The following is a 23,741-nucleotide window of genomic DNA, read 5'->3' on the forward strand; positions in this document are numbered from 1 at the left end:
TGCTGAGTTGTTATATTTGCCGCCTTAACGCGTGAAGCGAGGAATGGACAGCAAACCTCGCAAACACCTATTACATTAAAGACAGCTTATGCAACTTTCAGAACAGGAACAAATACGCCGTGAAAAACTTGCCGAATTACGCAAATTAAACATTAATCCCTATCCTGCAGATTTATACCCTGTAGATCATACTGCCACTCAGATTAAGAAGAATTTTGAGGAAGGTAAAAAGGTGGTAATCGCAGGGAGATTGATGTCGCGAAGAATACAGGGTAAAGCTTCTTTTGCAGAGCTGCAGGATTCTACAGGCCGCATACAGGTGTATTTTAACCGTGATGAAATTTGTCCTAGAGATGACAAAACGCATTACAACGACGTTTATAAGAAACTCCTGGACATAGGAGATTTTATTGGTATTGAAGGTGATCTTTTCACCACTCAGGTGGGTGAAAAAACCGTAATGGTTAAAAAATTCACCTTGCTTAGTAAAGCTTTAAAACCGCTTCCATTGCCTAAAGTAGACAAGGACGGGAACGAGTTTGATAAATTTAACGATCCTGAGATGCGTTACCGCCAGCGGTATGCAGACCTGGTTGTTAATCCCAAAGTGAAAGAAGTTTTTGTAAAGCGAACCAAGCTTTTTGCCGCTATGCGAAATTTCTTTAACGATAAAGGCTATTTTGAAGTAGAAACACCAATCCTCCAGTCTATTCCCGGTGGAGCTGCAGCACGTCCTTTTGTTACGCATCACAATGCTTTAGATATTCCGCTTTACCTGCGTATTGCAAACGAACTTTATCTAAAACGTCTTATCGTAGGAGGTTTTGACGGGGTTTATGAGTTTTCGAAAAACTTCAGAAATGAAGGAATGGACCGTACCCACAACCCGGAGTTTACCGCGATGGAAATCTATGTAGCCTACAAAGACTACAACTGGATGATGGAGTTTACCGAAAAACTTTTAGAGCACTGCGCAATAGCGGTTAATGGTACTACCGAAGCTACCTTCGGGCAACATAAAGTAGATTTTAAAGCCCCGTATGCACGAGTTACTATGACCGATGCGATTAAGCAATTTACAGGATATGACATCACCGGAAAGAGCGAAACAGAGCTACGTGAAGCAGCTTTAGGAATGGGTCTTGAAGTAGATGAGACTATGGGTAAAGGCAAACTTATCGATGAGATCTTTGGTGAAAAATGCGAAGGTAATTTCATTCAGCCTACATTTATAACCGACTACCCCAAGGAGATGAGTCCGCTGTGTAAGGAGCATCGTGAAAACCCGGAATTGACTGAACGCTTTGAACTGATGGTTTGTGGTAAGGAAATCGCGAACGCCTATTCAGAACTAAACGATCCTATTGATCAGCGTGAGCGTTTTGAAGAACAACTGAAACTAGCTGAAAAAGGAGATGATGAGGCTACCGAGTTTATTGATCAGGATTTCTTAAGAGCTCTGGAATACGGTATGCCGCCTACTTCGGGTCTGGGCATAGGAATGGACCGTCTGATTATGTTTTTGACTAACAATCAGTCTATCCAGGAGGTTTTGTTCTTTCCTCAAATGAAGCCTGAACGCAAAAAAGTAGAGCTTAGCGAAGAAGAGAAAACCATTTTCGCGATCCTTAAAAAGGAAAAATCTATGGCACTTGACCAGCTTAAAGACGCCAGCGGCCTCAGCAATAAGAAATGGGATAAAGGCATTAAAGGCCTTACCAAACATAAACTGGCTAAAGTAGAAAAAGAAGGAGACAACCTAAGCGTTCTGCTTATCGAGTAAGTTCTTAAAAACCGAAAACTATCAAAGCCTTTCAGTCATTCTGAAGGGCTTTTTTATTGATTAAAAACCGCGGTTAAAATCCCGATGCCGCCTGCCAGAAATAAAAAGCCAAGAACGATAATCAGTACGATTAAGGCAATAAGCAATTTACCTTTTGCCCATTCCTGCAAATGCAGATTTTCACTGCTGCTAAATGCCCAAATCAATAGCATTATAAAACCGATTATGGGAATGCTTGAAATAAAGATATAAAGCGCCCAGCGCTTAGCTCCCAGGTTGTTGCTCGGTTGTGAGTAGATTTGATTCATGGTCGTAGATATTTATCTATAAGTAAGACCAACTAGATAAATGTTACAAAAAATTACGAATTCCCTGTTTTAAACCTTTATCCAAACTCAAAGTCATAAGAACATAACTTAAACATTTAGAAATATGAAAAAATTAGCTTTAATCCTTACGATTTTGGTAAGCTGCTCGGTTTTTGCACAGCGCGACGGGCGTCAGGATCGTATGAAAAAAATGATGGAGGCCAGTCCCGAGGAGATGGCTGATATTCAAACCAAGCGTCTTACTCTGGCCCTTGTGCTTGACGACAAACAGCAGAAAGCAATTTACGATCTGGAACTGGAAGCCGCTAAAGAACGCAAAGCCCAGTGGCAGAAACGCGCCGAACAAATGAAAAATAGTGAAAAACCTAGCGAAGAAGAACGCGCAGCGATGCGCGAAGCACGTAAAGATCGCTATGCTGCAATGCTCGACAAGCAGATTGCACATCAGGAAAAAATGCAGAAAATCTTAAACGAAGAGCAATTTGACCAATGGCGTAAAATGAAAGCAAAGCAAAAACAGCGTATGGGTATGCTTGATGGCAAACGCGGTGAGCGACCAGACGGGCGCAGAAGAAATCACCGTGAGGGTAAATAACCCCCGGTTTTATGTCAAAAAAGAATCCCCTTCGGTTTGACCGAAGGGGATTTTTAGTTTATCCAAAGCTATAAAATCACTTCAGACCGGGAGCTACTTTAGCTACCGCATTGATGGTTTCGTCCAGATCCTGGTAGGTCAAGGCATCCGTGATAAACCAGGTTTCATAAGCACTGGGTGCGATATAAATACCTTCTGCCAGCATGCCGTGAAAGAATTTTTTAAAAGTATCTGTAGCCGCGTTTGCAGCACTAGCAAAATCAGTCACAGGTTTTTCAGCAAAATGAACAGATATCATAGAACCCAATCGGTTTATGGTATGCACCACGCCATTTTCAGTAAGTACTTTTGACATCCCTTTGTGCAGATATTCGGTTTTTTCTTCAAGACGTTTGAAAATCTGAGGATCGGAGTCTAATTCTTTCAACATTGCCAGACCGGCGGCCATCGCCAGCGGATTTCCACTTAAGGTCCCCGCCTGATACACGGGACCAACAGGCGCCAGGTAGTCCATAATTTCGTTACGGGCAGCAAAGGCTCCTACAGGCAAACCGCCACCTATAACCTTTCCGAAGGTTACAATATCAGCTTGCACCCCCATCAATTCCTGCACACCTCCTGCGGCCAGTCTAAAACCGGTCATCACCTCATCAAAAATGAGCAGGGTTTTATGCGTATCACAGAGCTCTCTCAGGCCTTCTAAAAATCCTTCGGACGGAGGAATACAGCCCATGTTTCCGGCAACGGGCTCAATAATAATTGCTGCTATTTCATTTTCATTAGCCTCAAAAAGCTTTTGAACTTCCGTCAGGTTATTATACGGCGCAAGCAACGTATCTTTTGCCGTACCTGCTGTTACGCCGGGACTATTGGGTGTACCAAAAGTTACCGCACCACTACCCGCCTGAATCAAAAATGAATCAGAATGCCCATGATAACAACCGGCAAACTTGATAATCTTATCGCGACCGGTAAACCCGCGTGCGAGGCGTACGGCGCTCATACAGGCTTCGGTACCGCTATTTACAAAACGTATTTTATCAATACCCGGCACCATTTTTACGGCAAGTTGTGCAATTTCGGTCTCGATTTGCGTGGGCATGCCGAAGGAGGTTCCCTTCTGAGCCTTTTCAACCACCGCATCTACTACAGGTTTATAGGCGTGACCTAAAATCATAGGCCCCCAGGAGTTGATGTAATCAATCAGGCGATTACCGTCTTCATCATATAAATAAGCACCTTTAGCTTCTTTCACAAAGATGGGATCGCCTCCCACGGCTTTAAATGCCCGTACCGGAGAATTTACTCCGCCGGGGATTACCTGTTGTGCTTCTGCGAAAAGTGCGCTGCTTCTTTTATAAATCATCATTAAAATCCGTTATACTGTGGGGTAACATTCAATTGTTGCCCAATGCTTATCGTATTATCACGCAAGCCGTTATTCTTTTTCAATTCGTCTACCGTCAGGTTGTACATTCTGGAAATACTGTAAAGCGTTTCCCCTTTTTTGACCGTATGCAAAACCACCTTATCAGAAGGTTCGGGTTTAAATTCTTTAATGTCAGTGCCTAAAACTTCAGCATCGTAATTATACATCGCATAGCGTTCTATAATAGCTATAAGTTTTTCCGGGTATTTGGGATCTGTGGCATAGCCGGCCTTACGCAAACCACGGGCCCAGCCTTTATAATCGTCGGGATCAAGTTTGAACAAATCTGCATACCGACTTCTTCCGGTTAAAAACAACGAGTGATCGCGGAAAGAATATTTGGGATCGCGATACTTCCGGAAGCATTCCCCCTTTTCATCATCATCGTGATAGACCACTGCGCCGGTCCAATTGTGGCATTTAATACCAAAATGATTGTTGGCTTTTTTGGTAAGGTTACCATTGCCGGCACCACTTTCTAAAACCGCCTGGGCCATCGTGATGCTTGCGGGAATTTTATACAAACGCATTTCTTCTTTTGCTATGGGTGCAAAATGTTCAATATAATCCTCAACTTTATTAAACGGCGCATATTCATAAGCCTTCTCTGTTTCTTCGGTTACAGCAGCAGGTGTGGTTTCTCTTTTAGTCACCGGTCGTTCTGAGGTTCTTGATGATCTTACGATTACTTTACGCTTTGAAGCTCTTTTGCTTCCGCCGCAACCTACCAGTAAAATACTTATTAATAGAAGAATAGTTATTTTTTTGATCATTCTAGATGCTAATTGTAGATCGTCCCTGTTTTTTAAGTCTGTCATTCATTCCCGGAATACCTTGTAGTCCTCCAGTATGAACGGCAAAAATACGGGTATTTTTAGAGAAATACCCATTGCGGATAAGATCTGTCAAACCGTACATCATTTTCCCCGTATAAACAGGATCAAGCTGAATGTTTTGCTCTTTCTTAAACCTATTGATGAAACGAATTAACTCCTCAGAAGTTTTAGCGTAACCCCCAAAATGGTAATCAGGTATCAGCTCCCAGTTGGTTTTTGATGTGTATTTTTTGATCTCATCTTCTAAAAAATCTCCTTTCAACGCCGGGAAACCCAAAACCTTTTGATGCGGCAAACTGGCCTCAATTATACCGGCGATTGTGCCGCCTGTCCCCACGGCGCAGGCGATGTAGTCGTAATCGACTGTTGTTGCACCAAGTATTTCGTGGCAACCTTTGATAGCGAGTTCATTCGTACCACCTTCAGGGATCTCGTAAAAGGTACCGTATTTAGTTTTTAAGCTTTCGCGAAAAGACTCCGTGTTCTTTTCACGGTAGGCGGTTCGGGTAACAAATTCAAACTGCATCCCGCATTCGTATGCAAATCTCAAGGTAAAATTCTTCTGAAGCGTGATGTCTAAATTCTTCCCCAGCTCTTCCCCCCGGATCACTCCAATGGTTTCTAAACCAAAAAGCTTTCCGGCTTTAGCAACGGCTGCTATATGATTTGAAAACGCGCCTCCATAGGTGAGTATTGAGTAATGACCCTCTTCAAGAGCCTGAAGCATATTGTATTTGAGCTTTCTAAACTTATTCCCGGAGACTTCAGCATCAATGAGATCTTCTCTTTTGAGATCAACTTTAATATGCTTATCCCCGTAAACTGTGCTTGAAATTGAGTTTACGGGTGTCTCGGGAAATGTAGTAGTGCTCCAGATTTTCATAAGTGCAAATTACCGTATTCGACTTAGAATTAAAATTGAAGGCTGAAACTCAATAAAGCCTTCTCATCAGCACCCTGATCTTCAAAAGATTGACTAAAACAAAACTTAAAAGCACAAAAACTCACAAAAAATAAAAAAATACCGATAAAGTACAAGTATATATCGACAAAAGTATATATATTAGTCGCGCATAACAAAACGTATTCACTTAGAGGATAAAATAATGCATTTAATCTGATTTGTGAGTGAGTAATTCAAACCCCTATGAATCTACGCTCTTTAATTTTAACAGGCGCCTTATTGAGCGCCAGCTACGCTGTCCACGCACAAGTGGGTATAGGCACTACTAATCCGGTTTCCGGCGCTCTTTTAGACATTTCTGCAACAGATAAAGGTCTGATGATTCCCCGAGTGTCTCTCACCGGAACAGATGACACCGCTACAGTTACCCCGGCCGCAACTACAGGCCTGCTTGTTTTCAACACCGCTGTTACCACAGGCACAAATGCTGTCTCTCAGGGATTTTATTACTGGGATAGCACGAAATGGGTAAAGATTTCGGCAGGCTCTGATGACACAAGTATCTATGCAAACGACGGAACCTTGTCAGGAGATCGTATCGTTACGCAAAACAGCAACACCTTAGATTTTGTAGGAACAGGAGGAAGAGGCATCCTTGCTATAAAGCGTACTGACAATGCTAATGAGATTGGATTAAGCTTTAGAAACAGTGGCGATAACTATGACGCTTCCATTTTTATGGAGAGTGGCTCTAATAGTGGGCTCGCGATTGCCTCGGGTTCTAATCAGGGCAATGCTGCTAACCTGACAAATACGGTGATTTTTAATAATGACCAGACGAGTTCCTTTTCTAAGGAACTAAAGGTTTACGAAGCTGATGCGAATCTAAATGACATTACATCACGTCTGTATAGTTCAACAGATGACGGGATTCTTGATCTTTACGAGAATAACACGTATAACCACAGGCTTGCAGCAAATGCAACAACTATATTTAATGAAAAAGGGCTTGATCTTGATTTTAGGATAGAAACAGATACCAACGAGAATACCTTCTTTGTAAAGGGGAGTACTAATAGAGTGGGGCTCGGCACAAATGACCCGCAGGCAAGACTACACATTCTGGAATCTGTAGGCACGCCTGCATCTGCTTCTACCGGAACTATAGTTTTAGAACACGGTAACGCAGGAGGAGAATCTTCTATAGTTTTCAAAAGCCAGTCTAATAACAACAGTGACTACGGGTATCTCAAGTATTCTGATGACGGTAGCGGAAACGGAAGCACAGGCGAAAATAGCTTGCTCGAACTCGGCATTCAAAATGACACCCCGGGACTCTATCAGGATGATATCAATATCGCCTCTACAGGAAATGTTGGCATAAGCAATACCGCTCCAAAAGAAAAATTACACATTTCCGGAAATACCTCTACCATCAGAGTAGATGGATTAAATACCACAAATAATGCTACAAATGTTGCCGGTGATCCTATGCCTGTCTATGTGGATGATAATGGAACGATGGTATTAAGACCATCTCTGGTACAGACATATTTGGCTGCAAATGATTATAATTTTTTAACTGGTACCGGGAATGCTGTTATATCTGACTCTAATACAGGTGCAGCTAAAGACATCCTTCTTTTGACCAAAACTATAACTCTAACTCAAGCTTCCCTAGTCGAAATGAAATATATGTATAGTGTAAGTGTATCCAGAAGAAACGATGCGGTGATAACTGACGGCGCTCCAAGACTTTACAGAGGGTGGATTACAGTTAATGGTGGCACAGAACATTTTGCTTATGATTCAGGAACTTACAATCAGGCACATACTTCTACAGGTGGTGGAGGCAGCACAACCACCTATGCTGCTGGATTTTACTATCTTAATGGTTCATCCTATGTACAACTTCCTGCAGGTACACATACATTCCGACTTTACGGTAGAGGCTTTGGAGCTGATTTTGATTACAAAATGATATTCGGTGAATCTGACCATGATCGTTTTCAATTAATCGTTCACAGATAATCTAAGACTTCAGGAAACCCCAAAATTTTCGATTTTTTAAATACGAAAAGTCACATTCGTTTTGATAAGCCTCTCGTTCAAAAACTATTGAGCGATAGGCTTTTTGTTTGGAATACCCCTTAGTACGATAGTAAGTGTATTCCAACATATACCATATATAAAATGGAAGAACAAGCAATTCTAACTGTTGACGCAGATGAATACGCTCGTGATTCATAAATACTTTATTGCGTTTTAAATCCTTTTGCTTAATCAGAATAAACGGCCATAACGCACACCCTGAAAAATGCCTTAAAAGTTTGGGAGCCGTAATACAAATCATTATTCTAGTTTTACCATGGTAAACACAAAGTATGCCGTATCTTTTTGTAAATTTATAGATGATGCTGTTTAAAAATAAAGTTACCATTGAAGAAGGTGATTATTATCTTACTCCCGAGGGTTACCGGTGCTTCACAGAGCAATACCACTTGAAGAGAGGTTATTGCTGCAAGAGCGGGTGCAGGCATTGCCCTTATGACTTTGATAAAACCAAAGAATAAATTCTTCTTGGTACAATTCTTGAGGCATTAAAATAGCTGTTCTGTTGAATTAAAAAAATATACTTATGAAAAATTTTAGACCCTTTTTGCTTTTAGCGCTTGTCGCTATGCTAGCTTCCTGTAGTTCTGTGCGTGTATCTTCAGATTATGATCAGTCGGCCAATTTTAACGAATACAAAACTTTTGCTTTCTTCAAGCCCGGTATTGATAAGGCCGAAATTTCGGACCTTGATAAAAAGCGCATTCTTCGTGCGATTGAAGATCAACTGATGGCAAAAGGTTTTGTCAAATCTGAAAACCCGTCTATGCTCGTAAGTATTTTTACTACTGCACAGGAGCGTGTAGATGTATACAATAATTACGGCTGGGGCTGGGGTGCTTGGGGCGCCTGGGGTCCTTGGGGTCCTTGGGGCGGTGGCTTTGGCAATACAGTATCGCGCAGCACCGAAGGAACATTATACATCGACCTGATTGATGCTCAGAAGAAAGAATTAGTATGGCAAGGTCAGGGAACCGGCTATTTAGCCCGTGATGTAGACCGTAAGCAGGAACGCATCAATGAAATTGTAGGAGAAATTATGCAGGAGTATCCTCCTAAGAAAATGGCTTCTAACTAAAAACAGAAGTCCTAAAACTTAAAAAGCCCTCAAATGAGGGCTTTTCTTATTTATAAGATTGCAATTTCTCTTTAGTAAACTGAGAGAGTACTAATTTCCCGCTTGTCTCAGCCCGCGCTTCCAGAATACTCTGCCATTCATCTGTCCCCTCCCAGAAAATCTTTTTAGCTGCCCTTAAAGCTTCCGGATTGTAACTCGCCAGGTGTTTTGCCAATTCCGCTACACGCTCATCCAGAGCTTCATTAGATTCTAAAACCTCAGCAAAAAGTCCGTTAGCTTTCGCCCATTCGGGTTTGTAAAATTCCTGCGCATTCAACGTCATTTGTGAAAATGCCGAAACACCTATTTTACGTTCTACAGCAGGTCCTATCACAAACGGACCAATACCTATGCTCAGTTCGCTCAGTTTTATACTCGCGTACGTACTTGCCAAACAATAATCTGCCGCAGCGGCAATACCTACTCCGCCCCCAACAGTTTTACCCTGTACACGAACAATAATAGGCTTCGGACAATTGCGCATGGCCAGAATCACCTTAGCAAAACCCATAAAGAAGTCTTTGCCCTTGCTTTCGTTGTCAATCGCAATCAATTCGTTAAAACTGGCTCCTGCACAAAATGTACGATCTCCTCCACTTTGCAAAATAACTACATTAACGTTCCTATCATCTGCCACTTCATTAAGCACCGCCTCAAGACGATTTAATATTGCCGTAGGCAATGCATTGTGATGCGGCGTAAAAAAAGTGACCGTAGCAATAGTATCTTTAATATCAAGATTAACAAATGAGTCTTGCATAAATTTTATTCAGTAAAAGTGGGTTCTTATTGGATAATCTTCAAATTTAGCTCTAAATTACGTATTGTTTTTCCGTTAAGAAAGAATTGAGGAAATTCCGCTTAAAAATATAACGCATGTCAGAGATTCTAGATAAAAATATTGAAAGTAATCCACTTATAGACCGCCTGCCTCCGCATTTAAAACAGTATATAAAACCTCAAAACTACGAGGATTACACCCCGATTAATCAGGCTGTTTGGCGCTATGTAATGCGTAAAAACGTAAGCTACCTCAGCAAAGCGGCTCATAAATCCTATCTCGATGGTCTTAAACAGACCGGGATTTCTATTGATCAGATTCCCAATATGTATGGGATGAACCGCATTTTAAAAGAAATCGGCTGGGCAGCAGTGGCGGTTGACGGTTTTATTCCTCCGGCAGCCTTTATGGAGTTTCAGGCCTACAACGTTTTGGTTATCGCTTCAGACATACGTCAGCTTGAGCATATAGAATATACGCCTGCTCCCGATATTATCCACGAAGGCGCAGGCCATGCCCCGATAATCGCAAACCCCGAATATGCCGAATACCTCAGACGTTTTGGGGAAATAGGCTGCAAGGCGATTTCGTCAGCTAAAGATTACGAGCTGTATGAAGCCGTGCGAAAGCTTTCCATTCTCAAAGAAGCCGAAAACACTCCTGAAGAAGCCATTCGGGAAGTTGAAGAACAGGTAGACTATCTTCAGAAGAATATGGGTAAGCCCAGCGAAATGGCCCTCATACGCAATTTACACTGGTGGACGGTTGAATACGGACTTATAGGCACTCCTGAAAATCCTAAAATTTATGGCGCCGGCTTACTATCATCTATTGGCGAGAGCGCATGGTGTATGACCGACGCGGTTGAAAAAATTCCGTATGGTCCTGAAGCGGCGCACAAGGAATTTGACATTACCAAACCGCAGCCTCAATTGTATGTGACTCCAGATTTTGCTTTTTTAAGCGAGGTACTCGAAGAATTTGCAAATACCATGGCTTTACGCACCGGTGGGCCGGAAGGGCTTCAAAAACTAATTGAAAGCAATAATCTGGGTACAGCTCAATTGAGTACCGGTCTACAGATTTCCGGGGTTTTTGATGAACTGATTACCCATAAAGGCAAAGTGACTTATTTACAAACCAAAGGAGCAACCGCGCTTGCTTATCACGAAAAGGAACTGGTAGGACACGGCACTTTAAATCATCCTAAGGGTTATGGTACCGCGATAGGTAAGCTTAAAGGAATTAATCTTGCTATCGAAGATATGAGCCCCAAAGATCTCAAGGCTTATAAAATTTATGAGGGCGAAAAGATTAAGCTGGAGTTTGAAGGTGACGTTGTTGTAACCGGAAAAATCATTACCGGCACCCGTAACTTACAGGGAAAAATCATCCTTATCAGTTTTGAAGACTGCACGGTTACACACCAGGAACGTCTGCTTTTCAAACCGGAATGGGGAGTTTATCATCTGGGAGTGGGCAAAAAAATTACTTCGGCATTCTCAGGTCCTGCAGACTTTAAATCATTTGACCTAACACATCACAAACCCGGCTCTGAGACTATTAAGGCCTCTAAAAATGACAAGCGGCAGGAGCTTGAATCACTATATCAGGCAGTGCGCGATTACCGCAATGGCAAAGACACACCATTTGCTCCTGAAGCTGTTTTTGATATCCTAAAAAAATCTCATCCGGAAGATTGGCTGCTACCTGTAGAATTGTATGAACTCGCTTTTGATGAAAACCGTTCTGAATTTTGTCAAAAAATCGAAGAACACCTCAAAAAACTTTCTGAAGAGCGTCCTAAACTGAGTCATCTTATAAAAGATGGCCTAGAGCTCATACGTTCAACAAGAAATTAATCTTCGGTAATTGAATCACGTATGGCTTCCAATTGTTCTAAGGTCACCGGTTTAACCACATAGTTAGATACGCTGTTAAATCGCAGAGCACGCTCCTGATCGCGGGGATCAATAGATGAGGTGAGAATATAGATGGTGATTTTTTTGGGCGGATTGTATTTCGTAAAAGCCTCAAGAAACTCCCAACCGTCCATTACCGGCATATTGAGATCTAACAAAATCAAATCCGGTATTTGTTCTCCATTCTTAAAAATAGCGATGAGCGCATCTAATGCCTCCTGACCATTACTATAAACCAGGAAATTCTCGCAAAACTTCACAAGTTTCATCATCTTTTTAAGTCCGAAAACTACTATCGGGTCATCGTCTACCAAACAAGCCAGTTTAATCTTTTTCATGGAGTTTTATTATAAATGTGGTTCCTTCGCCCACCTTACTTTTTACGTCTATTGAACCGCCCATCACCTGAATCTGCGATTGCGTCATATACAATCCCAAACCCCGGGCATCTGAATGTTTGTGAAAGGTTTTATACAGGCCAAAAACACGATCACCATAGCGGTCTAAGTCTATACCCGAGCCATTATCACTAACACTTAAGATGGAGTATCCTTGTTTGCTTTCTGCTGAAATCTGAAGCCAGGATTTTCTATTGCAATCCCTATACTTTATAGCGTTTGTAAACAAATTCAGCAAAATGCTTTCTATGTATGCAGGAACCGCATATACTTTGAAACCTTCAGGCACGTGATTGTAAACCTTAAAATTAGCATTCACGATTAAACCACGCAGAGAACGCTCGGTATTATTGACATAACTATGAAGATCAAGTTCTTCCTTATCCTTCACGTCTATATCTACAGAAACCACCTCGTTTAAGTGATCAATAGTTTCATTAAGCATATCTGAAGCCTGATTCAACATATCTAATTGAATCTCGCGCTCTCCCTCATCTTCCTCGGCTTTGAGAAAGTTTAACAACATACTGATGTTGCTGGTATGCGATCTGAGGTTGTGTGAAACGATGTGCGCAAAATTTATAAGCCTGGTATTTTGATCTGTAGTGACTTCTACAAAACGATCTACTTCTTCTCTTTTTTTCTTTAGCTCTGTTACATCCTGGATCTGAACAATAAGCTCTTTAGCCCTGTTATTGGCATCGTAAATAACGGAAGCAAATAGGCTGCAGGTAAGTATTTCCCCAAAGCTGTCCTGAAAGAAATACTCTCCTTCAATCTTAGGGATCTTAGCCTCAATTAAGTTTTGAAATTTTGCAGCGTATCTGTTGAAATCTTTTGACGTGAAGAAATCCGTCAGTTTTTTAGTTTTTAATTGCTCGTCATCATACTTAATCAGTTTTTGAAAAGCCTCATTAGTGCGTAAAATCTGAAATTCTTCGACACCTAAAATCAAAAAGCCGATGGGAGAATTATCAAATGCTAACCTAAACTGTTCCTCACTACTTTTAAGTTTAAGACTTCGGTTAACGCGCTCTGTAATATCCTGAAATGTTCCCACAAGGCGCACACATTTCCCGTCTTCAAACTCCGCTTTACCCCGTGCATTTACGTGCCTTTCTTTACCGGTATGTGTAATGATGGTATAGTCCCCTTCCCAGGACTCCCCGGTTTGCATCCCTTTTTGAACTGCCTCAGAGATACGCTCTCTGTCCTCACCTTCTTTATAAAAACTAACCCCGGTTTCCAGATTGGGTACAAAGTCTTCCGGCACCTCGTGAATTTTACGGGTTACCTCAGACCAGAAAATCTTACCCGTTAAAATATTGAATTCCCAGAAGCCAATATCTGCAACCTTATTGGTTTCCTGTAGTAACAGCTCTTTCCGGTAATCTTTAGGGCGGGTAAGTAAAACCTGCTGAATAAGAATCAGGCACGGGTTTTCATCTATTCTCCTGAATTTGTATTTATACCGAGTTTGCTTGTGAGGCAAATCTTCAACAAAATAAGCGTGCTCACCCATTACGGCTTTCTCAAAAGCCAGGTCAAATTTTAAACGAATTTTACCCGATTCTCCCGAAGTACCTGTAAACGCTAAAAGCAATGCCGAATCCCATTCCTTACTTTGGGAAATAATAGCCAGATCTTTATCGACTATCGCGAATACACCCGGCATTTCGCGTATGGCCTCAATCAAAATCTGTGATGTTTTTACTACTGCCATCCCCGTACTAATCAATAATTACCTTTTGAAGCTGATCATTACTCTTAATGGCAGTCTTATTATACCTCAACTCCCACCCCAACGCATTAGTGACCGCATAGATACTTGCCAATTCAGAAATGAGCCGCTGCTCGGCCTGCTCAGGAAGCTCTGAAGCCTCTACCTTTTTGCGAACACTTGCAGTAACTCTCTTTTTGATGGTATTATAGTCTGAAGCTTCAAATTGATTAAGATAATCCTGAGTTACATCATAATATTCAATATCAGGATTGATATTGATTTCCGGTTTTGGGATGCTCAGAATAGTTATCGTTTTGTTTTGCTCATCAATTTCGGTCTGCATAGCCCGTAAATCATAAGCAATACTTACTTTAGCATTGACTACCACAAGCGCCTTTTTATTGGCCGTGAGCAAATCAAAATACATCCGCTTTGAATCGTTATAGGTAAAAACCTGAGCAAAGGTTCCTTCGGTCACAATGAGTTTACCCACATTGCGCACCTCTTTTTGAATCAGAGCAGAACTCTCGACAAGACGCTGCCTGGACTCATTTCGCTCTGCGAAATAATTATAGGTAAAAATGCCCAGAACTATCAGAAGTAGGATAATTAGAAGTTTACGCACTGCTCGCAGAATGAGGTTAAGTTTACTAGTTTGAAACAGGACGGGCGTTCCCGGTTCACTTTGATTCTAATATTACAAAATTATCTCAGGTAATACTAGATTAAATTGTTATTACGGGCTTTTTTAACAGCTTCAAGCTTGTTATGCACCTGCAGCTTTTTATAAATATTCTCGATGTGTTTACGGACGGTACTTGGAGAGACCACTAAATTTTCGGCGATTTTAGTATAGCTTAACCCTTTTTCCAATTGCTCTAAAACTTCTATTTCGCGCTGCGAAAGCTGTATTTCTTCCTGTTTATCCAAATGCGTGACCGCATCGGGATTACGCAACAGTTTTAAGGTTCGCATCGCTATAGCGGGCGTCATTGCAGCTCCACCTGCCAATGTTTCTTCAATACCGGTTTTGAGGGCTTCCGGCGGAGTTTCTTTTAATAAATACCCGTCTGCACCGGCCTGAATCGCATTAAAAATATGGAGATCGTCATCAAAGACCGTGAGCATGATTATTTTGACGTGTGGAAATTCGTCCTTGACAATTGCCGTAGCTTCTATTCCATTAAGAACGGGCATCTCAATATCCATCAAAATCAAATCTACATGAGGTTGCTCCCGAATCTTTTCAACCAAAATCTGTCCGTTCTCTGCAATCAGACGCAAATCAAAATCCTTGAAAAAGGAAAGCTTTTCTTTAAGCGACTGCGCCAGATAGAATTTATCTTCAGCTATTGCTATGCGTACAGGCATCTTTTACTATTGTTGATTTGGGATCAGATTTCGAAGTTGTAACCACTTTCAAGCAGCTCCTGATACTTTTCAGAATCAAAACGGTATAGATAAGCGCCGCGCTTGCTGCCCGACTTATCTTTTTCATCAAGCTTTACCAAAACTTTTAAGGAAAGAACTTTCTTTCTAAAATTACGCGGATCGAGTTCGCGCTGATAAATTGATTCGTAAAGCTTCTGCAACTGAGGAATCGTAAATTTTTCAGGCAACAGCTCAAATCCTATGGGTTGATACCGTGCTCGTCTGCGCAGTTTATCTAAAGCATCACGCACCATATCCTGATGATCAAGTGCCAGTTGGGGCAGCTCCTGCAGCGTGTACCAAAAAGCTCCGTGGCTCTGGGTAAGTTCGCGATCGTGATCATTAATTCGCATCAAGGCGTAATGCGCTACCGAAATACAGCGGTAACCCGGATCTCTTTCGGCTTTGCCATAGGTTTTTGACTGCTCCAGATAGATCTCTTCGAGACCAGTGATTTCCTTTAAAACCCGCCGTGCAGCCTCATCAACGTCTTCATCTATCTTGACAAAGCTTCCTATTAGCGACCAGATTCCGGAGTCTGGCTCTACCCTCCTTTTAAAGATCAAAAGTTTTAGATCCCCATCATCAAAACCAAAAATAATACAGTCTGTAGCCACATATAATTTATCGTGCGCTGCATAAAAATCATTATTAGAAGCTTGAGCCGTACTGGCAGAACTGGGAGTCATAGGTTCGATTTTAAGCGTTTAAAATACGTTTTTTATTTAGAAAGCAAAACCATTACCTCATTTTAGCCCGAAACCCTAATAATTAAAATTCTGATGATTGCATATGTGATTCGGTTACCGGCTTAACGAGTTCAATTGTACTGCCTTCTCCTAAACTACTGGTCACCAATAACTCTGCTTCAATATCTGCCGCTCGTTTACGCATATTGTTTAAACCATTTCCGGCGTTGTGTTTTGTTTGGTCAAAACCTACTCCGTTATCTTTGATGCTTACTTTAAAAACCGACCGTTCTAAACGCATTTCGATTTTCAGATTTCCGGCCTTAGCATACTTAATCGCATTGTTTATAGCTTCCTGAATGATTCGATACATATTTATCCCCTCAAGAGCGCTAAACGTAAGTTGATTTGTTAAATCCTGAAGTACCATTTCAAACTGCGTTTCGGTATCACTTTCCTTAGCTTTATCAATTAAGCCTTTGATACGCGATTCTAAATCTGCCAGGCTAATGTGTTCTTTATTCATCGCCCAGACGGTATCACGCAGTTCATTAATCGTTACCGATGTAAAGGCGCTGATGGCCGCAATGCGCTCCCTGACCTCTTGCCCGGTATCTTTCACCAAATAATTCAGGTTGTCTAAACTGATAATAATAAACGTAAGCTGCGAACCTATATTATCGTGTAAGTCCCTAGAAATACGCAGACGCTGTTCTTCAAGCCGGTTTTGGGTTTCGATTTTTGCCAAAGCGATCTGAAGCTCACTTTCTTTTTGAAGTTGTCTGTTTTTCAATTTCTGACGGCTGTAAATCAGGTAACCCAGCAAGCCTAAAATAATCGCGAGCCCAAGACTGCCATAGATATACAGATTTTTACGTCTAACCTCCAGATCCTTTTCGGCAAGTTCTGCCCGTTGTTTTAGAATCTCGTTTTCCTTTTTCTCCGTTTCGTATTCCACATTAAGCTCAGCCATTCGTTTATTTACATCCAGAGAATTGATGCTGTCTTTATAAGCCGAATACCGCTCAAAATAGAACAAGGCAGAATCGGTTTGGCGCAATTGCTTGTAAGCTTCAGACAATTGCTGATAAGTATACTGAGTTAAAAACCGGTACTCCTCTGAGATGGCGAGAGGTAATGATTGCTTAAAAAAGGGAACTGCTTCACCGGGTTTACCCTCGGCCAGATAAACTTCTCCTATCTGTGTAAAATTTTCCGCAATGCCTTTACGATCATTTATCTGCTCACGTATAGCTTTCGCCTTATAAAAATACTCGCGTGAAAGATCGTAGTTGCCCATCTGCCCGTAAACCCCGGCCAGATTACTGTAGCTGTAGGGCAAACCTTCGGTATAGTTTCGTTCTTCAACAATAGCCAGACCCTTTTTATAAAAATAAAGCGCGCTATCCAGTTGACCCTGCATTTCTTTTAGCACACCGTAGTTATTATAGGTACGATCTAAAACTTCTTTATAGTTTCCTTCCTCAGCCATTTTCAGGCCCTTGTTCATATAATACTGCGCACGCTCCATATTGTCACGCTTCATCCCATAGCCCATTTCTCCATACAGGTTTGCCGCCTGCGGTTTGAGATCATTTTCTTCAAAAATGCGTATCGCTTTTAAGGAATATTCCAGCCGCTTATCAAGCTTGCCATCATAGCCGTAGACTATCGCCGTGTTTTTAAGAGCTTCCCCCATTCCCTTTTGATACTTCAGCTTTTCTGCGGCTTTATAAACGCCATCATAAATTACCAGAAGCGAGTCCGTTTTAAGCGAAGAGTTTTGAACCAAAATGGCATTTATAGAATCTATTTGTTGAATATTCTGCGCTGAAAGAACGCCAACATTAAGAAAAAGAAATAAAGTCCAAACGTAATAGTGTTTCATAAAAATCTGATTGCTTGCATTTTGCAAGCTAATATAAATAATACCACAATAGATTTCTTTTAAAAATCGGTTGGAATAGTTTTATCTCACTATAATTTCAGGCTGAATGATTAGCGCTTCGTTAAGATTATAGGCTAAAAGATTGTAGGTATTCAGGTACTGCTTCCGCTTTATCAGCTGATCCCGGTTGCGCTGAACGTTTTCATTTAAATGAGATAACCTCATTTCAGCTGCTTTTTGATCTTTCCGTTTTAGCCTTTGAAAATACAGCAGCATCAGAAGCAATAGCAGCAAAACTGCCGCTACGATTAAAGCTTCCGGTATTGAAAAAATACTGCTCATTTCCATTCCGCTTTAGGTTATAGCCTGCCCGATAAATACAAAACCTATGACCAGATATAAACCTGTGAGAATTCCTTTAATTCTTGGCCTTAAATTGCTTTTTAATACTGAAACCAGAACCAGGAGTCCGGTTAGGTATGGGGGCAAAGCCGTAAATACGGTACCTGTAAATGTAAAATCCCATACCAAAATGAGCATAGGAAGCAGAAGCAGTACCGCCAGGATGCCCTTCAAAGAGTCTGGTTCGGTCGCAAGAACGTATTTGCTCGCAATCCACAAAACCAATTTGTAAGCCACATAATATAGTAACGTACTAAAAGCTACCATCAAAATCAACCATACAGATCCCGAAACTGCATCCATTACTTAAAATTTATTCACTAAACAGTAGCAATTGCTTTTTGATTTTTTCAAAACTCATTTGACTGTTCTTCTCAGCATACCAGGACGCAAAGCGGTCTAGCGCTTCTGTATTTTCGCGTAGGCCTATCAAAAACAGATCGAGCGCCAATCGAAACAGGATCAGAAGCACCGCGGCTATCATTCCGGCTTTGAGAAACACCAGAAAAAAACCAGAGAGTATGACTACAAACTGCTGCACAAAAATGCGCAAGTAGGGTTTGGACATCAGTTCATTTGCTGTGAACTCTGTGTAGCGCTTTTCGGCTAAAAAATTCATCACAAAAGCCAGCAGGTTTGTAAACACAATGCTGGCGATAAGCAGCCACATTCCCTCAAGCTTTAACAGATCTGAATAATTCTGAATCAAAGCAAAAGGCTCCTTAAACAGGCCACCTTCCATCTCAAAAAATGAAAAAACGAAAATGCTCTGTATCGCAATAAAAAAACCATAATGAAAACAGAAGAATAGGATCAGGCTGTAGTTGGCGCTTCCACCTCCCTCTGTTCTATTAGCATACGAAGTGCTAAAACCCATTTTTACTGCATTAAAAACACCTAAAATGATACTCTCAATAAAATAAGCCATTACTACGGCAAGGGCACTCACATAACCTACACTCAGCAAACCCAATAAAAACAGGGCATTTACATACACCATATAATTTTTGGTGTTAGGCCTGAGCAATTCAAAAACCAGGGTTTTCAAAATTTAAACGAAATAAGTAGCGATTTAAAAACGCAATTAAACTCAGTAATGCTAAAAGCAACGCAATTGAAAACAACACTAAAAACAGTATATACATTTTTTTACCGGCCCTCAAACTTCGGTATCTACCAGCACAGAAGTAACCGGTAATCAAACAAGGCACGCCTATCAACACGTTGATGTAATACACCCACATCCAACTCACCACCAGCGCTGCCAGCGCATAAACCAAAGCTGCGTAACCATAAAAGAAGGCAATTTTTGACTGCGAAAAACCTCCCCCGATGTGGTGCTCTATAAAGCGGAAGCCAAAATAACTCAGCCCAATTACCAGGCTTACAGAACTTAGAATCAAAAAATAATTCATCCTTTAAATCAAAACTGCCCGAAACAGCTTCAGGCAGTTTCTAATATTAATTAATAGCTTGAGATTACCTCAAATTGTATGCATAAATGGTTTTGTTATCGGCTTTGTAATACAGCACACCTCCAAAATCATCTACCTCATACTCCGGTTTTTTGTCTTTAAGCAGAATTTCTTTTTCCACACTCCCGTCAGCTTTGCTCAATTTTACCAGTCCAACACCGTCATCCAGATTAGAAAGGATAAACTGAGAATCTTCGGTCGCCGCAGAAGCTTTAAAGCGTTTGCTAAGGTATTCAAAGGAAGCTCCTGCCATCGATGCAAACATATCCTGGGCGCGCTTGGCTTCTTTTCCGGTTTCATTATAACTGTCCAGATTATTCATATCCATCCCATTACGATTTGCTCCTGCAGAAGCAGCCATGGTCACGGTAAGTGCTGTGGTTGCTACCGCTGTAATACCGCCCATAATTTTACCAAACGTGCTTCGGCCCGGAGATTTATAATACTCATGGTACTTTTCGTTTCCGTCAAAGTCAAGTAAGGTCATGTTTTGATCACTCCCTAAGAAAATACCATTATCGCGCACTGCCAGTGTGGTTGGATTTTCTTTTTCATCAAACTTTACATTCGCCAGAGTTGATACGTCTCCACTCGCTGCGTCTACAGCAAATAACTCATCATCCGCATTGATTAAATACCGGCTGTGTGCCTCATCAAAAGCCGAAGTAACACTCTCGGCCTTCTTGAATTTTAAAGGTTTATTCCAAATAGATTCTCCGGTTTTGAGATCTACAATATTGGCATCTTCTGAGGTAATGTAGATCAATCCCTTCGGAGTTTCGGCCATGATCTGAATATTCTCTCCGGTTTTGAGCGGCTTTTTGAACAATGGAGTCCCGTCAAAAGCGACTTTATTGATTCCACCTTCATAAATACCGAATAGAATCCCATCTTCCATCACATAGAAATGCTGCACAAAACCACCGGTTTTAGGTGCTTTGTCCCAAAGATCCTCACCATTAGCTGCGCTCAGCAGATTGATTTTTGACTCAGACCGACCGGCAAGCACACTTTTTCCGGAAGTATCTTTATCACTCACTACAATCAGACCCTGGGGTACAATTTGAAAATTGCTCACCACCCCGTCAACTTTTACCTTGTCTCCCCAGGCTTCACCGCCATCAGGCTTCACTTTTATGATTTCGGTTTTACTCCCGGTGTCGTTTACGTCAAAAGCATAAATTTCTTTCTCGTCTGCGCTTGAGGTCATCCAGTTCACATCTTTTACGTCATTTTCCCAAAGCGTTTGCCCCGAATGACTTTTCGCATAAATACCCTGAGTCGTAGGCACCAATAGTTTGTCTTTTAATAATAAAGGCGTCCCCGTTACAGCAAAATATTTAGCTGTTGTTTTACCCGGCTCGTTCAGGAAAAAGGAATAATCGAGATTACCGGTAATGAGATCATAAACAGCCAGTTTAGCTGTGTTCTTTTCAGCCATCGAACCTTCTTTTTGAAGTCCGCTGATGACGAGCTTGTTATCGGGCATAATCACATCTGCTGTTTGAACGGTCTTCCAGCCTTTACTTTCGGTAGTGAAAATCACTTTACCTGAAATGTAATCAATGACCGCTTTTTTGCTCGATAAAGCCGACAAAGCTTTAAGACCCCCAACGCCTCCCTGGTCTACGATAAGATAAGGTGAAGCAGGAATATACGTCACCTCTTCAGGCTTTACGCTACCGTAATCGGTAAACTTAAATACCAGCTCGTTAGAACCCGGCTTAATACCCACGAGACCATCACTGGTTGAGACGACCATCGTTCCGGCCAAAGTCAGAGTCATGTCGTTAATGTTTCCGCCTACATCGTAGGTATAATCTGGAGTTTCAGCTTTTTGAGCGAAAAGGCCTCCGGTAAAAAGCAAAAAGCATACGATGCTGCTTAAATGGTGTAATTGAATTTTCATAAGTCTTCGGTTTATAAAGTTTTTACACTCCAAAAGTCCCTGAAAATCAACCGCTAATCAATAGGGCAATTGCCGTATATTTTGACGTAGGACAAGAGAAAACAAGAGCTGAGGCTCGAGATAAAACAGTACTGAAGTACCTATTTTTAAAAATATTGTCTGCCCTAAAAGTAATAAAGCCGAAAACAGAATTGCTCCTGCTTCCGGCTTCGTGTAAAAACCTCAACACTTGAGATTTTCGATAGTAATACTTACTTAATTTTTACGTTGAAATCGCCTTCGCTCACCACCACCTTTTTGGTGGTATCACTGGTAAGATACCCCGTAAAACTGAAGGTTCCCTTAACGCTTTCACCTTTGGTATACTCCGCGATTTTAATCTCGCCGTTAGATGATGCGCCCGTCGCAGTAGAAAAAATCTGAGCGCTCATAAAATCAGATTTGTCTTTAAGATAGGTGTAAGTGCCCAGGCTTGCCGCATTCAGGTTGTAAGTCCCAACGCCTTCAAAACCAATAATGGTTATCTGAATGTTTTCAGAATCTGCACTACCGCCGCTAATGGTAATGATTTCGATATTGGCGGAAGAACTCTCCTGAGCAGTAGTCGCAGCAGGCATAGACTTGTAGGCCTTACCATCTACTTTTGCGGTAAGATTGCCTTCACCGGAAGCGCTGTCGCCCCCGTCATCATCTGTAGAGCAGGACGTAAGACTTAGGGAAAGACCCAGAAAAAAAATGGATGTGAATTTGATAATTGTGTTCATGGTTTTGGTTTTTGATTACAAGACAAATCTCCTGTTAATCAAAACACGAATCCATAAGGCAATTGCCGTATTTAGAATTGAATATGAGGGATTTCCCGCTGCAGCCGGGCTATTTTTTGCTGCAGTTTTTTAAGGAATTGCTGATGCTGATCTGAATTTGGGTTAAAAGGCCTGTGCTCTAAACCACGCTGAATTTCTTCAACCTGCTTTTTTAATTCTTTAGCCTGCGGCGAAAGGTAAACCGACTCAAAAGCTTCCCAGATGTAATCAACAGCAATAGCGTTAGGATGTATGAGGTCGCGGTCGTAGAAGCGGTAATCGCGTAGCTCGTCCATTACAATTTCATAGGCCGGAAAGTAAAAAGCACGATCACTCCGCTCTACCAAAGCGTGTGTCGCGGCAATAAGATGCGCTTTACTGCGCTGGTTTTCGACAAAACCATCTTTAATATGGCGCACGGGAGAAACGGTTAAAGTTACCGAAGCATTGAAATTAAGATTTGCAACAGCTGCTAACATCCGGCTTATCGCCGCTTCAATATCTACCACCGAAGCCAGTTCTTTCTTATACTCCCGCTGTGGGATTTTATGGCAATTGGCTACGATCTTATTTTGAGTTTTATGGCGATATCCCCAGGCTGTGCCCAGCGTGATAAAGATATGCGTGGCTTTTTGGAGTTGGTAGTGGGCATCAGCCAGGGCTGTATTAAGCTGCTCTATCGCAGCTTTTGCCGAAGTTGCACTCAATTTAGAGTGCGCATCAAACGAGACAAAACTTCCGTTTACTTCTTCAAAATCACTTTCTTTAAATTCTCTTTGCTCAGCCACCTGCTCAAAAAACCGGGCAATAGCTTCCGGGTGAAAGAAAATCCCAAACGGATTTACGCTATTCCTAAACTTATAATATTCGAATTTCGCCCCAATATTTTCAACAAAACAACTGCCCACGAGCATAATCTGCGAATCGTAATCTATAGGATTAGCGGCAGGTTGAAGCGGGATTTTGGTTTGGAGTTGCAAAAGTTATTGTTTTTGTTATTTCAAAAAATGCGCGATACAGTCATCTTAGTATATGGGTCTCGACTGCGCTCGACCTGACAACGGCGATATTTTATTGTTATTCCTATTTGTGATTTTTTATTTCGTATTTCTCAACTCGGCTGATTTACTAATTCCATTTTTTATAGCCCAACCAAAATTCATTAAAAAAACCAAGGCTGAAAAAAACAATAGAGTCAGGACGATACCTGAACTC

The 23,741-nt window shown here is 41.5% G+C and carries 24 protein-coding genes; 6 read left to right on the forward strand and 18 right to left on the reverse strand.

The window, feature by feature from the left end; all coding sequences use genetic code 11:
- Nucleotides 1-88 precede the first annotated feature (88 nt).
- The gene (gene lysS, locus CJ305_RS15300) at nt 89-1,783 is read left to right on the forward strand and encodes a lysine--tRNA ligase (RefSeq protein ID WP_099647170.1); all 1,695 of its coding nucleotides are present in this window, start codon (nt 89-91) and stop codon (nt 1,781-1,783) included.
- Between the two features lie 53 nt (nt 1,784-1,836).
- Here lysS and CJ305_RS15305 read toward each other — a convergent pair whose 3' ends face one another.
- Nucleotides 1,837-2,091, reverse strand: coding sequence for a hypothetical protein (locus tag CJ305_RS15305; protein ID WP_099647171.1), 255 nt, complete (start codon nt 2,089-2,091; stop codon nt 1,837-1,839).
- A gap of 124 nt (nt 2,092-2,215) precedes the next feature.
- On the opposite strand from CJ305_RS15305, the gene CJ305_RS15310 reads away from it, so the two are divergent.
- Complete coding sequence (locus CJ305_RS15310) at nt 2,216-2,707, forward strand: hypothetical protein (RefSeq protein WP_099647172.1); 492 nt, start codon at nt 2,216-2,218, stop codon at nt 2,705-2,707.
- A 76-nt stretch (nt 2,708-2,783) separates the two neighbouring features.
- Here the strand turns inward: CJ305_RS15310 and hemL are convergent, their stop codons facing one another.
- Genes hemL through CJ305_RS15325 form a run of 3 tightly spaced genes read right to left on the reverse strand, consistent with a single transcriptional unit; the run spans nt 2,784 to nt 5,855 of the window.
- The gene (gene hemL, locus CJ305_RS15315; protein ID WP_099647236.1) at nt 2,784-4,073 is read right to left on the reverse strand and encodes a glutamate-1-semialdehyde 2,1-aminomutase; all 1,290 of its coding nucleotides are present in this window, start codon (nt 4,071-4,073) and stop codon (nt 2,784-2,786) included.
- Between the two features lie 2 nt (nt 4,074-4,075).
- Nucleotides 4,076-4,909, reverse strand: a complete 834-nt coding sequence (locus tag CJ305_RS15320; protein WP_099647173.1) for a glucosaminidase domain-containing protein — start codon at nt 4,907-4,909, stop codon at nt 4,076-4,078.
- 1 nt (nt 4,910) lies between these two features.
- Nucleotides 4,911-5,855 carry a 1-aminocyclopropane-1-carboxylate deaminase/D-cysteine desulfhydrase gene (locus CJ305_RS15325; protein ID WP_099647174.1) on the reverse strand — a complete coding sequence of 315 codons (945 nt, stop codon included), beginning with the start codon at nt 5,853-5,855 and terminating at the stop codon, nt 4,911-4,913.
- 264 nt (nt 5,856-6,119) lie between these two features.
- Here CJ305_RS15325 and CJ305_RS15330 point away from each other — a divergent pair, with 264 nt between their 5' ends.
- The 3 genes from CJ305_RS15330 to CJ305_RS15340 all read left to right on the forward strand — a co-directional run bounded on the left by CJ305_RS15330 (nt 6,120) and on the right by CJ305_RS15340 (nt 9,066).
- A complete protein-coding gene (locus tag CJ305_RS15330) occupies nt 6,120-7,907 on the forward strand; it encodes a hypothetical protein (RefSeq protein WP_099647175.1) in 1,788 nt (595 codons plus the stop codon).
- Between the two features lie 383 nt (nt 7,908-8,290).
- On the forward strand, nt 8,291-8,449 hold the full coding sequence (locus CJ305_RS19505) for a DUF5522 domain-containing protein (protein WP_394340053.1): 159 nt from the start codon (nt 8,291-8,293) through the stop codon (nt 8,447-8,449).
- A gap of 65 nt (nt 8,450-8,514) precedes the next feature.
- Nucleotides 8,515-9,066: a DUF4136 domain-containing protein gene (locus CJ305_RS15340; protein WP_099647177.1), complete on the forward strand. Its 552-nt coding sequence runs from the start codon at nt 8,515-8,517 to the stop codon at nt 9,064-9,066.
- A gap of 46 nt (nt 9,067-9,112) precedes the next feature.
- Here the strand turns inward: CJ305_RS15340 and CJ305_RS15345 are convergent, their stop codons facing one another.
- The gene (locus tag CJ305_RS15345; protein ID WP_099647178.1) at nt 9,113-9,865 is read right to left on the reverse strand and encodes an enoyl-CoA hydratase/isomerase family protein; all 753 of its coding nucleotides are present in this window, start codon (nt 9,863-9,865) and stop codon (nt 9,113-9,115) included.
- Between the two features lie 116 nt (nt 9,866-9,981).
- On the opposite strand from CJ305_RS15345, the gene CJ305_RS15350 reads away from it, so the two are divergent.
- Entirely contained in the window at nt 9,982-11,748 is a 1,767-nt protein-coding gene (locus tag CJ305_RS15350) for an aromatic amino acid hydroxylase (protein WP_099647179.1), read from the forward strand.
- On the opposite strand, the gene CJ305_RS15355 is transcribed toward CJ305_RS15350, so the two are convergent.
- The 13 genes from CJ305_RS15355 to CJ305_RS15415 all read right to left on the reverse strand — a co-directional run bounded on the left by CJ305_RS15355 (nt 11,745) and on the right by CJ305_RS15415 (nt 23,506).
- Nucleotides 11,745-12,146, reverse strand: coding sequence for a response regulator (locus CJ305_RS15355; RefSeq protein WP_099647180.1), 402 nt, complete (start codon nt 12,144-12,146; stop codon nt 11,745-11,747). The genes CJ305_RS15350 and CJ305_RS15355 overlap by 4 nt on opposite strands.
- Complete coding sequence (locus CJ305_RS15360) at nt 12,133-13,929, reverse strand: sensor histidine kinase (RefSeq protein WP_143469397.1); 1,797 nt, start codon at nt 13,927-13,929, stop codon at nt 12,133-12,135. Before CJ305_RS15360 ends, CJ305_RS15355 begins: the two co-directional genes overlap by 14 nt.
- Nucleotides 13,930-13,936: 7 nt before the next feature.
- Nucleotides 13,937-14,554 (reverse strand): DUF4230 domain-containing protein, encoded by a 618-nt coding sequence (locus tag CJ305_RS15365; RefSeq protein ID WP_099647182.1) that lies wholly within the window; start codon nt 14,552-14,554, stop codon nt 13,937-13,939.
- Nucleotides 14,555-14,649: 95 nt separating this feature from the next.
- Nucleotides 14,650-15,300 (reverse strand): response regulator, encoded by a 651-nt coding sequence (locus CJ305_RS15370; protein ID WP_099647183.1) that lies wholly within the window; start codon nt 15,298-15,300, stop codon nt 14,650-14,652.
- Between the two features lie 23 nt (nt 15,301-15,323).
- Entirely contained in the window at nt 15,324-16,049 is a 726-nt protein-coding gene (locus CJ305_RS15375; protein ID WP_099647184.1) for an NUDIX hydrolase, read from the reverse strand.
- Nucleotides 16,050-16,131: 82 nt separating this feature from the next.
- Nucleotides 16,132-17,937, reverse strand: coding sequence for a tetratricopeptide repeat-containing sensor histidine kinase (locus CJ305_RS15380; RefSeq protein ID WP_143469398.1), 1,806 nt, complete (start codon nt 17,935-17,937; stop codon nt 16,132-16,134).
- A gap of 81 nt (nt 17,938-18,018) precedes the next feature.
- A complete protein-coding gene (locus CJ305_RS15385; RefSeq protein ID WP_099647186.1) occupies nt 18,019-18,279 on the reverse strand; it encodes a hypothetical protein in 261 nt (86 codons plus the stop codon).
- A gap of 12 nt (nt 18,280-18,291) precedes the next feature.
- Nucleotides 18,292-18,642 carry a hypothetical protein gene (locus CJ305_RS15390; RefSeq protein WP_099647187.1) on the reverse strand — a complete coding sequence of 117 codons (351 nt, stop codon included), beginning with the start codon at nt 18,640-18,642 and terminating at the stop codon, nt 18,292-18,294.
- Nucleotides 18,643-18,652: 10 nt separating this feature from the next.
- Nucleotides 18,653-19,387: a DUF6498-containing protein gene (locus tag CJ305_RS15395; RefSeq protein ID WP_099647188.1), complete on the reverse strand. Its 735-nt coding sequence runs from the start codon at nt 19,385-19,387 to the stop codon at nt 18,653-18,655.
- A complete protein-coding gene (locus CJ305_RS15400) occupies nt 19,368-19,754 on the reverse strand; it encodes a hypothetical protein (RefSeq protein ID WP_099647189.1) in 387 nt (128 codons plus the stop codon). Before CJ305_RS15400 ends, CJ305_RS15395 begins: the two co-directional genes overlap by 20 nt.
- A gap of 64 nt (nt 19,755-19,818) precedes the next feature.
- On the reverse strand, nt 19,819-21,723 hold the full coding sequence (locus tag CJ305_RS15405) for an outer membrane protein assembly factor BamB family protein (protein WP_099647190.1): 1,905 nt from the start codon (nt 21,721-21,723) through the stop codon (nt 19,819-19,821).
- A gap of 251 nt (nt 21,724-21,974) precedes the next feature.
- A complete protein-coding gene (locus CJ305_RS15410; RefSeq protein WP_099647191.1) occupies nt 21,975-22,487 on the reverse strand; it encodes a DUF6252 domain-containing protein in 513 nt (170 codons plus the stop codon).
- Nucleotides 22,488-22,558: 71 nt separating this feature from the next.
- The gene (locus CJ305_RS15415; protein WP_099647192.1) at nt 22,559-23,506 is read right to left on the reverse strand and encodes a GSCFA domain-containing protein; all 948 of its coding nucleotides are present in this window, start codon (nt 23,504-23,506) and stop codon (nt 22,559-22,561) included.
- Between the last annotated feature and the right edge of the window lie 235 nt (nt 23,507-23,741).

Source organism: Leeuwenhoekiella nanhaiensis, assembly GCF_002744755.1.
Classification (GTDB): Bacteria; Bacteroidota; Bacteroidia; order Flavobacteriales; family Flavobacteriaceae; genus Leeuwenhoekiella; species Leeuwenhoekiella nanhaiensis.

Coding starts and splice junctions, on each gene's coding strand:
- CJ305_RS15390 (WP_099647187.1), bottom strand. CDS start 18,642: ATGGATGCAGTTTCGGGATCTGTATGGTTGATTTTGATGGTAGCTTTT.
- CJ305_RS15330 (WP_099647175.1), top strand. CDS start 6,120: ATGAATCTACGCTCTTTAATTTTAACAGGCGCCTTATTGAGCGCCAGC.
- CJ305_RS15370 (WP_099647183.1), bottom strand. CDS start 15,300: ATGCCTGTACGCATAGCAATAGCTGAAGATAAATTCTATCTGGCGCAG.
- CJ305_RS15375 (WP_099647184.1), bottom strand. CDS start 16,049: ATGACTCCCAGTTCTGCCAGTACGGCTCAAGCTTCTAATAATGATTTT.
- CJ305_RS15360 (WP_143469397.1), bottom strand. CDS start 13,929: ATGGCAGTAGTAAAAACATCACAGATTTTGATTGAGGCCATACGCGAA.
- CJ305_RS15345 (WP_099647178.1), bottom strand. CDS start 9,865: ATGCAAGACTCATTTGTTAATCTTGATATTAAAGATACTATTGCTACG.
- CJ305_RS15400 (WP_099647189.1), bottom strand. CDS start 19,754: ATGAATTATTTTTTGATTCTAAGTTCTGTAAGCCTGGTAATTGGGCTG.
- lysS (WP_099647170.1), top strand. CDS start 89: ATGCAACTTTCAGAACAGGAACAAATACGCCGTGAAAAACTTGCCGAA.
- CJ305_RS15355 (WP_099647180.1), bottom strand. CDS start 12,146: ATGAAAAAGATTAAACTGGCTTGTTTGGTAGACGATGACCCGATAGTA.
- CJ305_RS15325 (WP_099647174.1), bottom strand. CDS start 5,855: ATGAAAATCTGGAGCACTACTACATTTCCCGAGACACCCGTAAACTCA.
- CJ305_RS15340 (WP_099647177.1), top strand. CDS start 8,515: ATGAAAAATTTTAGACCCTTTTTGCTTTTAGCGCTTGTCGCTATGCTA.
- CJ305_RS15385 (WP_099647186.1), bottom strand. CDS start 18,279: ATGAGCAGTATTTTTTCAATACCGGAAGCTTTAATCGTAGCGGCAGTT.
- CJ305_RS15310 (WP_099647172.1), top strand. CDS start 2,216: ATGAAAAAATTAGCTTTAATCCTTACGATTTTGGTAAGCTGCTCGGTT.
- CJ305_RS15305 (WP_099647171.1), bottom strand. CDS start 2,091: ATGAATCAAATCTACTCACAACCGAGCAACAACCTGGGAGCTAAGCGC.
- CJ305_RS15410 (WP_099647191.1), bottom strand. CDS start 22,487: ATGAACACAATTATCAAATTCACATCCATTTTTTTTCTGGGTCTTTCC.
- CJ305_RS15380 (WP_143469398.1), bottom strand. CDS start 17,937: ATGAAACACTATTACGTTTGGACTTTATTTCTTTTTCTTAATGTTGGC.
- CJ305_RS15405 (WP_099647190.1), bottom strand. CDS start 21,723: ATGAAAATTCAATTACACCATTTAAGCAGCATCGTATGCTTTTTGCTT.
- hemL (WP_099647236.1), bottom strand. CDS start 4,073: ATGATTTATAAAAGAAGCAGCGCACTTTTCGCAGAAGCACAACAGGTA.
- CJ305_RS15350 (WP_099647179.1), top strand. CDS start 9,982: ATGTCAGAGATTCTAGATAAAAATATTGAAAGTAATCCACTTATAGAC.
- CJ305_RS15320 (WP_099647173.1), bottom strand. CDS start 4,909: ATGATCAAAAAAATAACTATTCTTCTATTAATAAGTATTTTACTGGTA.
- CJ305_RS19505 (WP_394340053.1), top strand. CDS start 8,291: ATGCTGTTTAAAAATAAAGTTACCATTGAAGAAGGTGATTATTATCTT.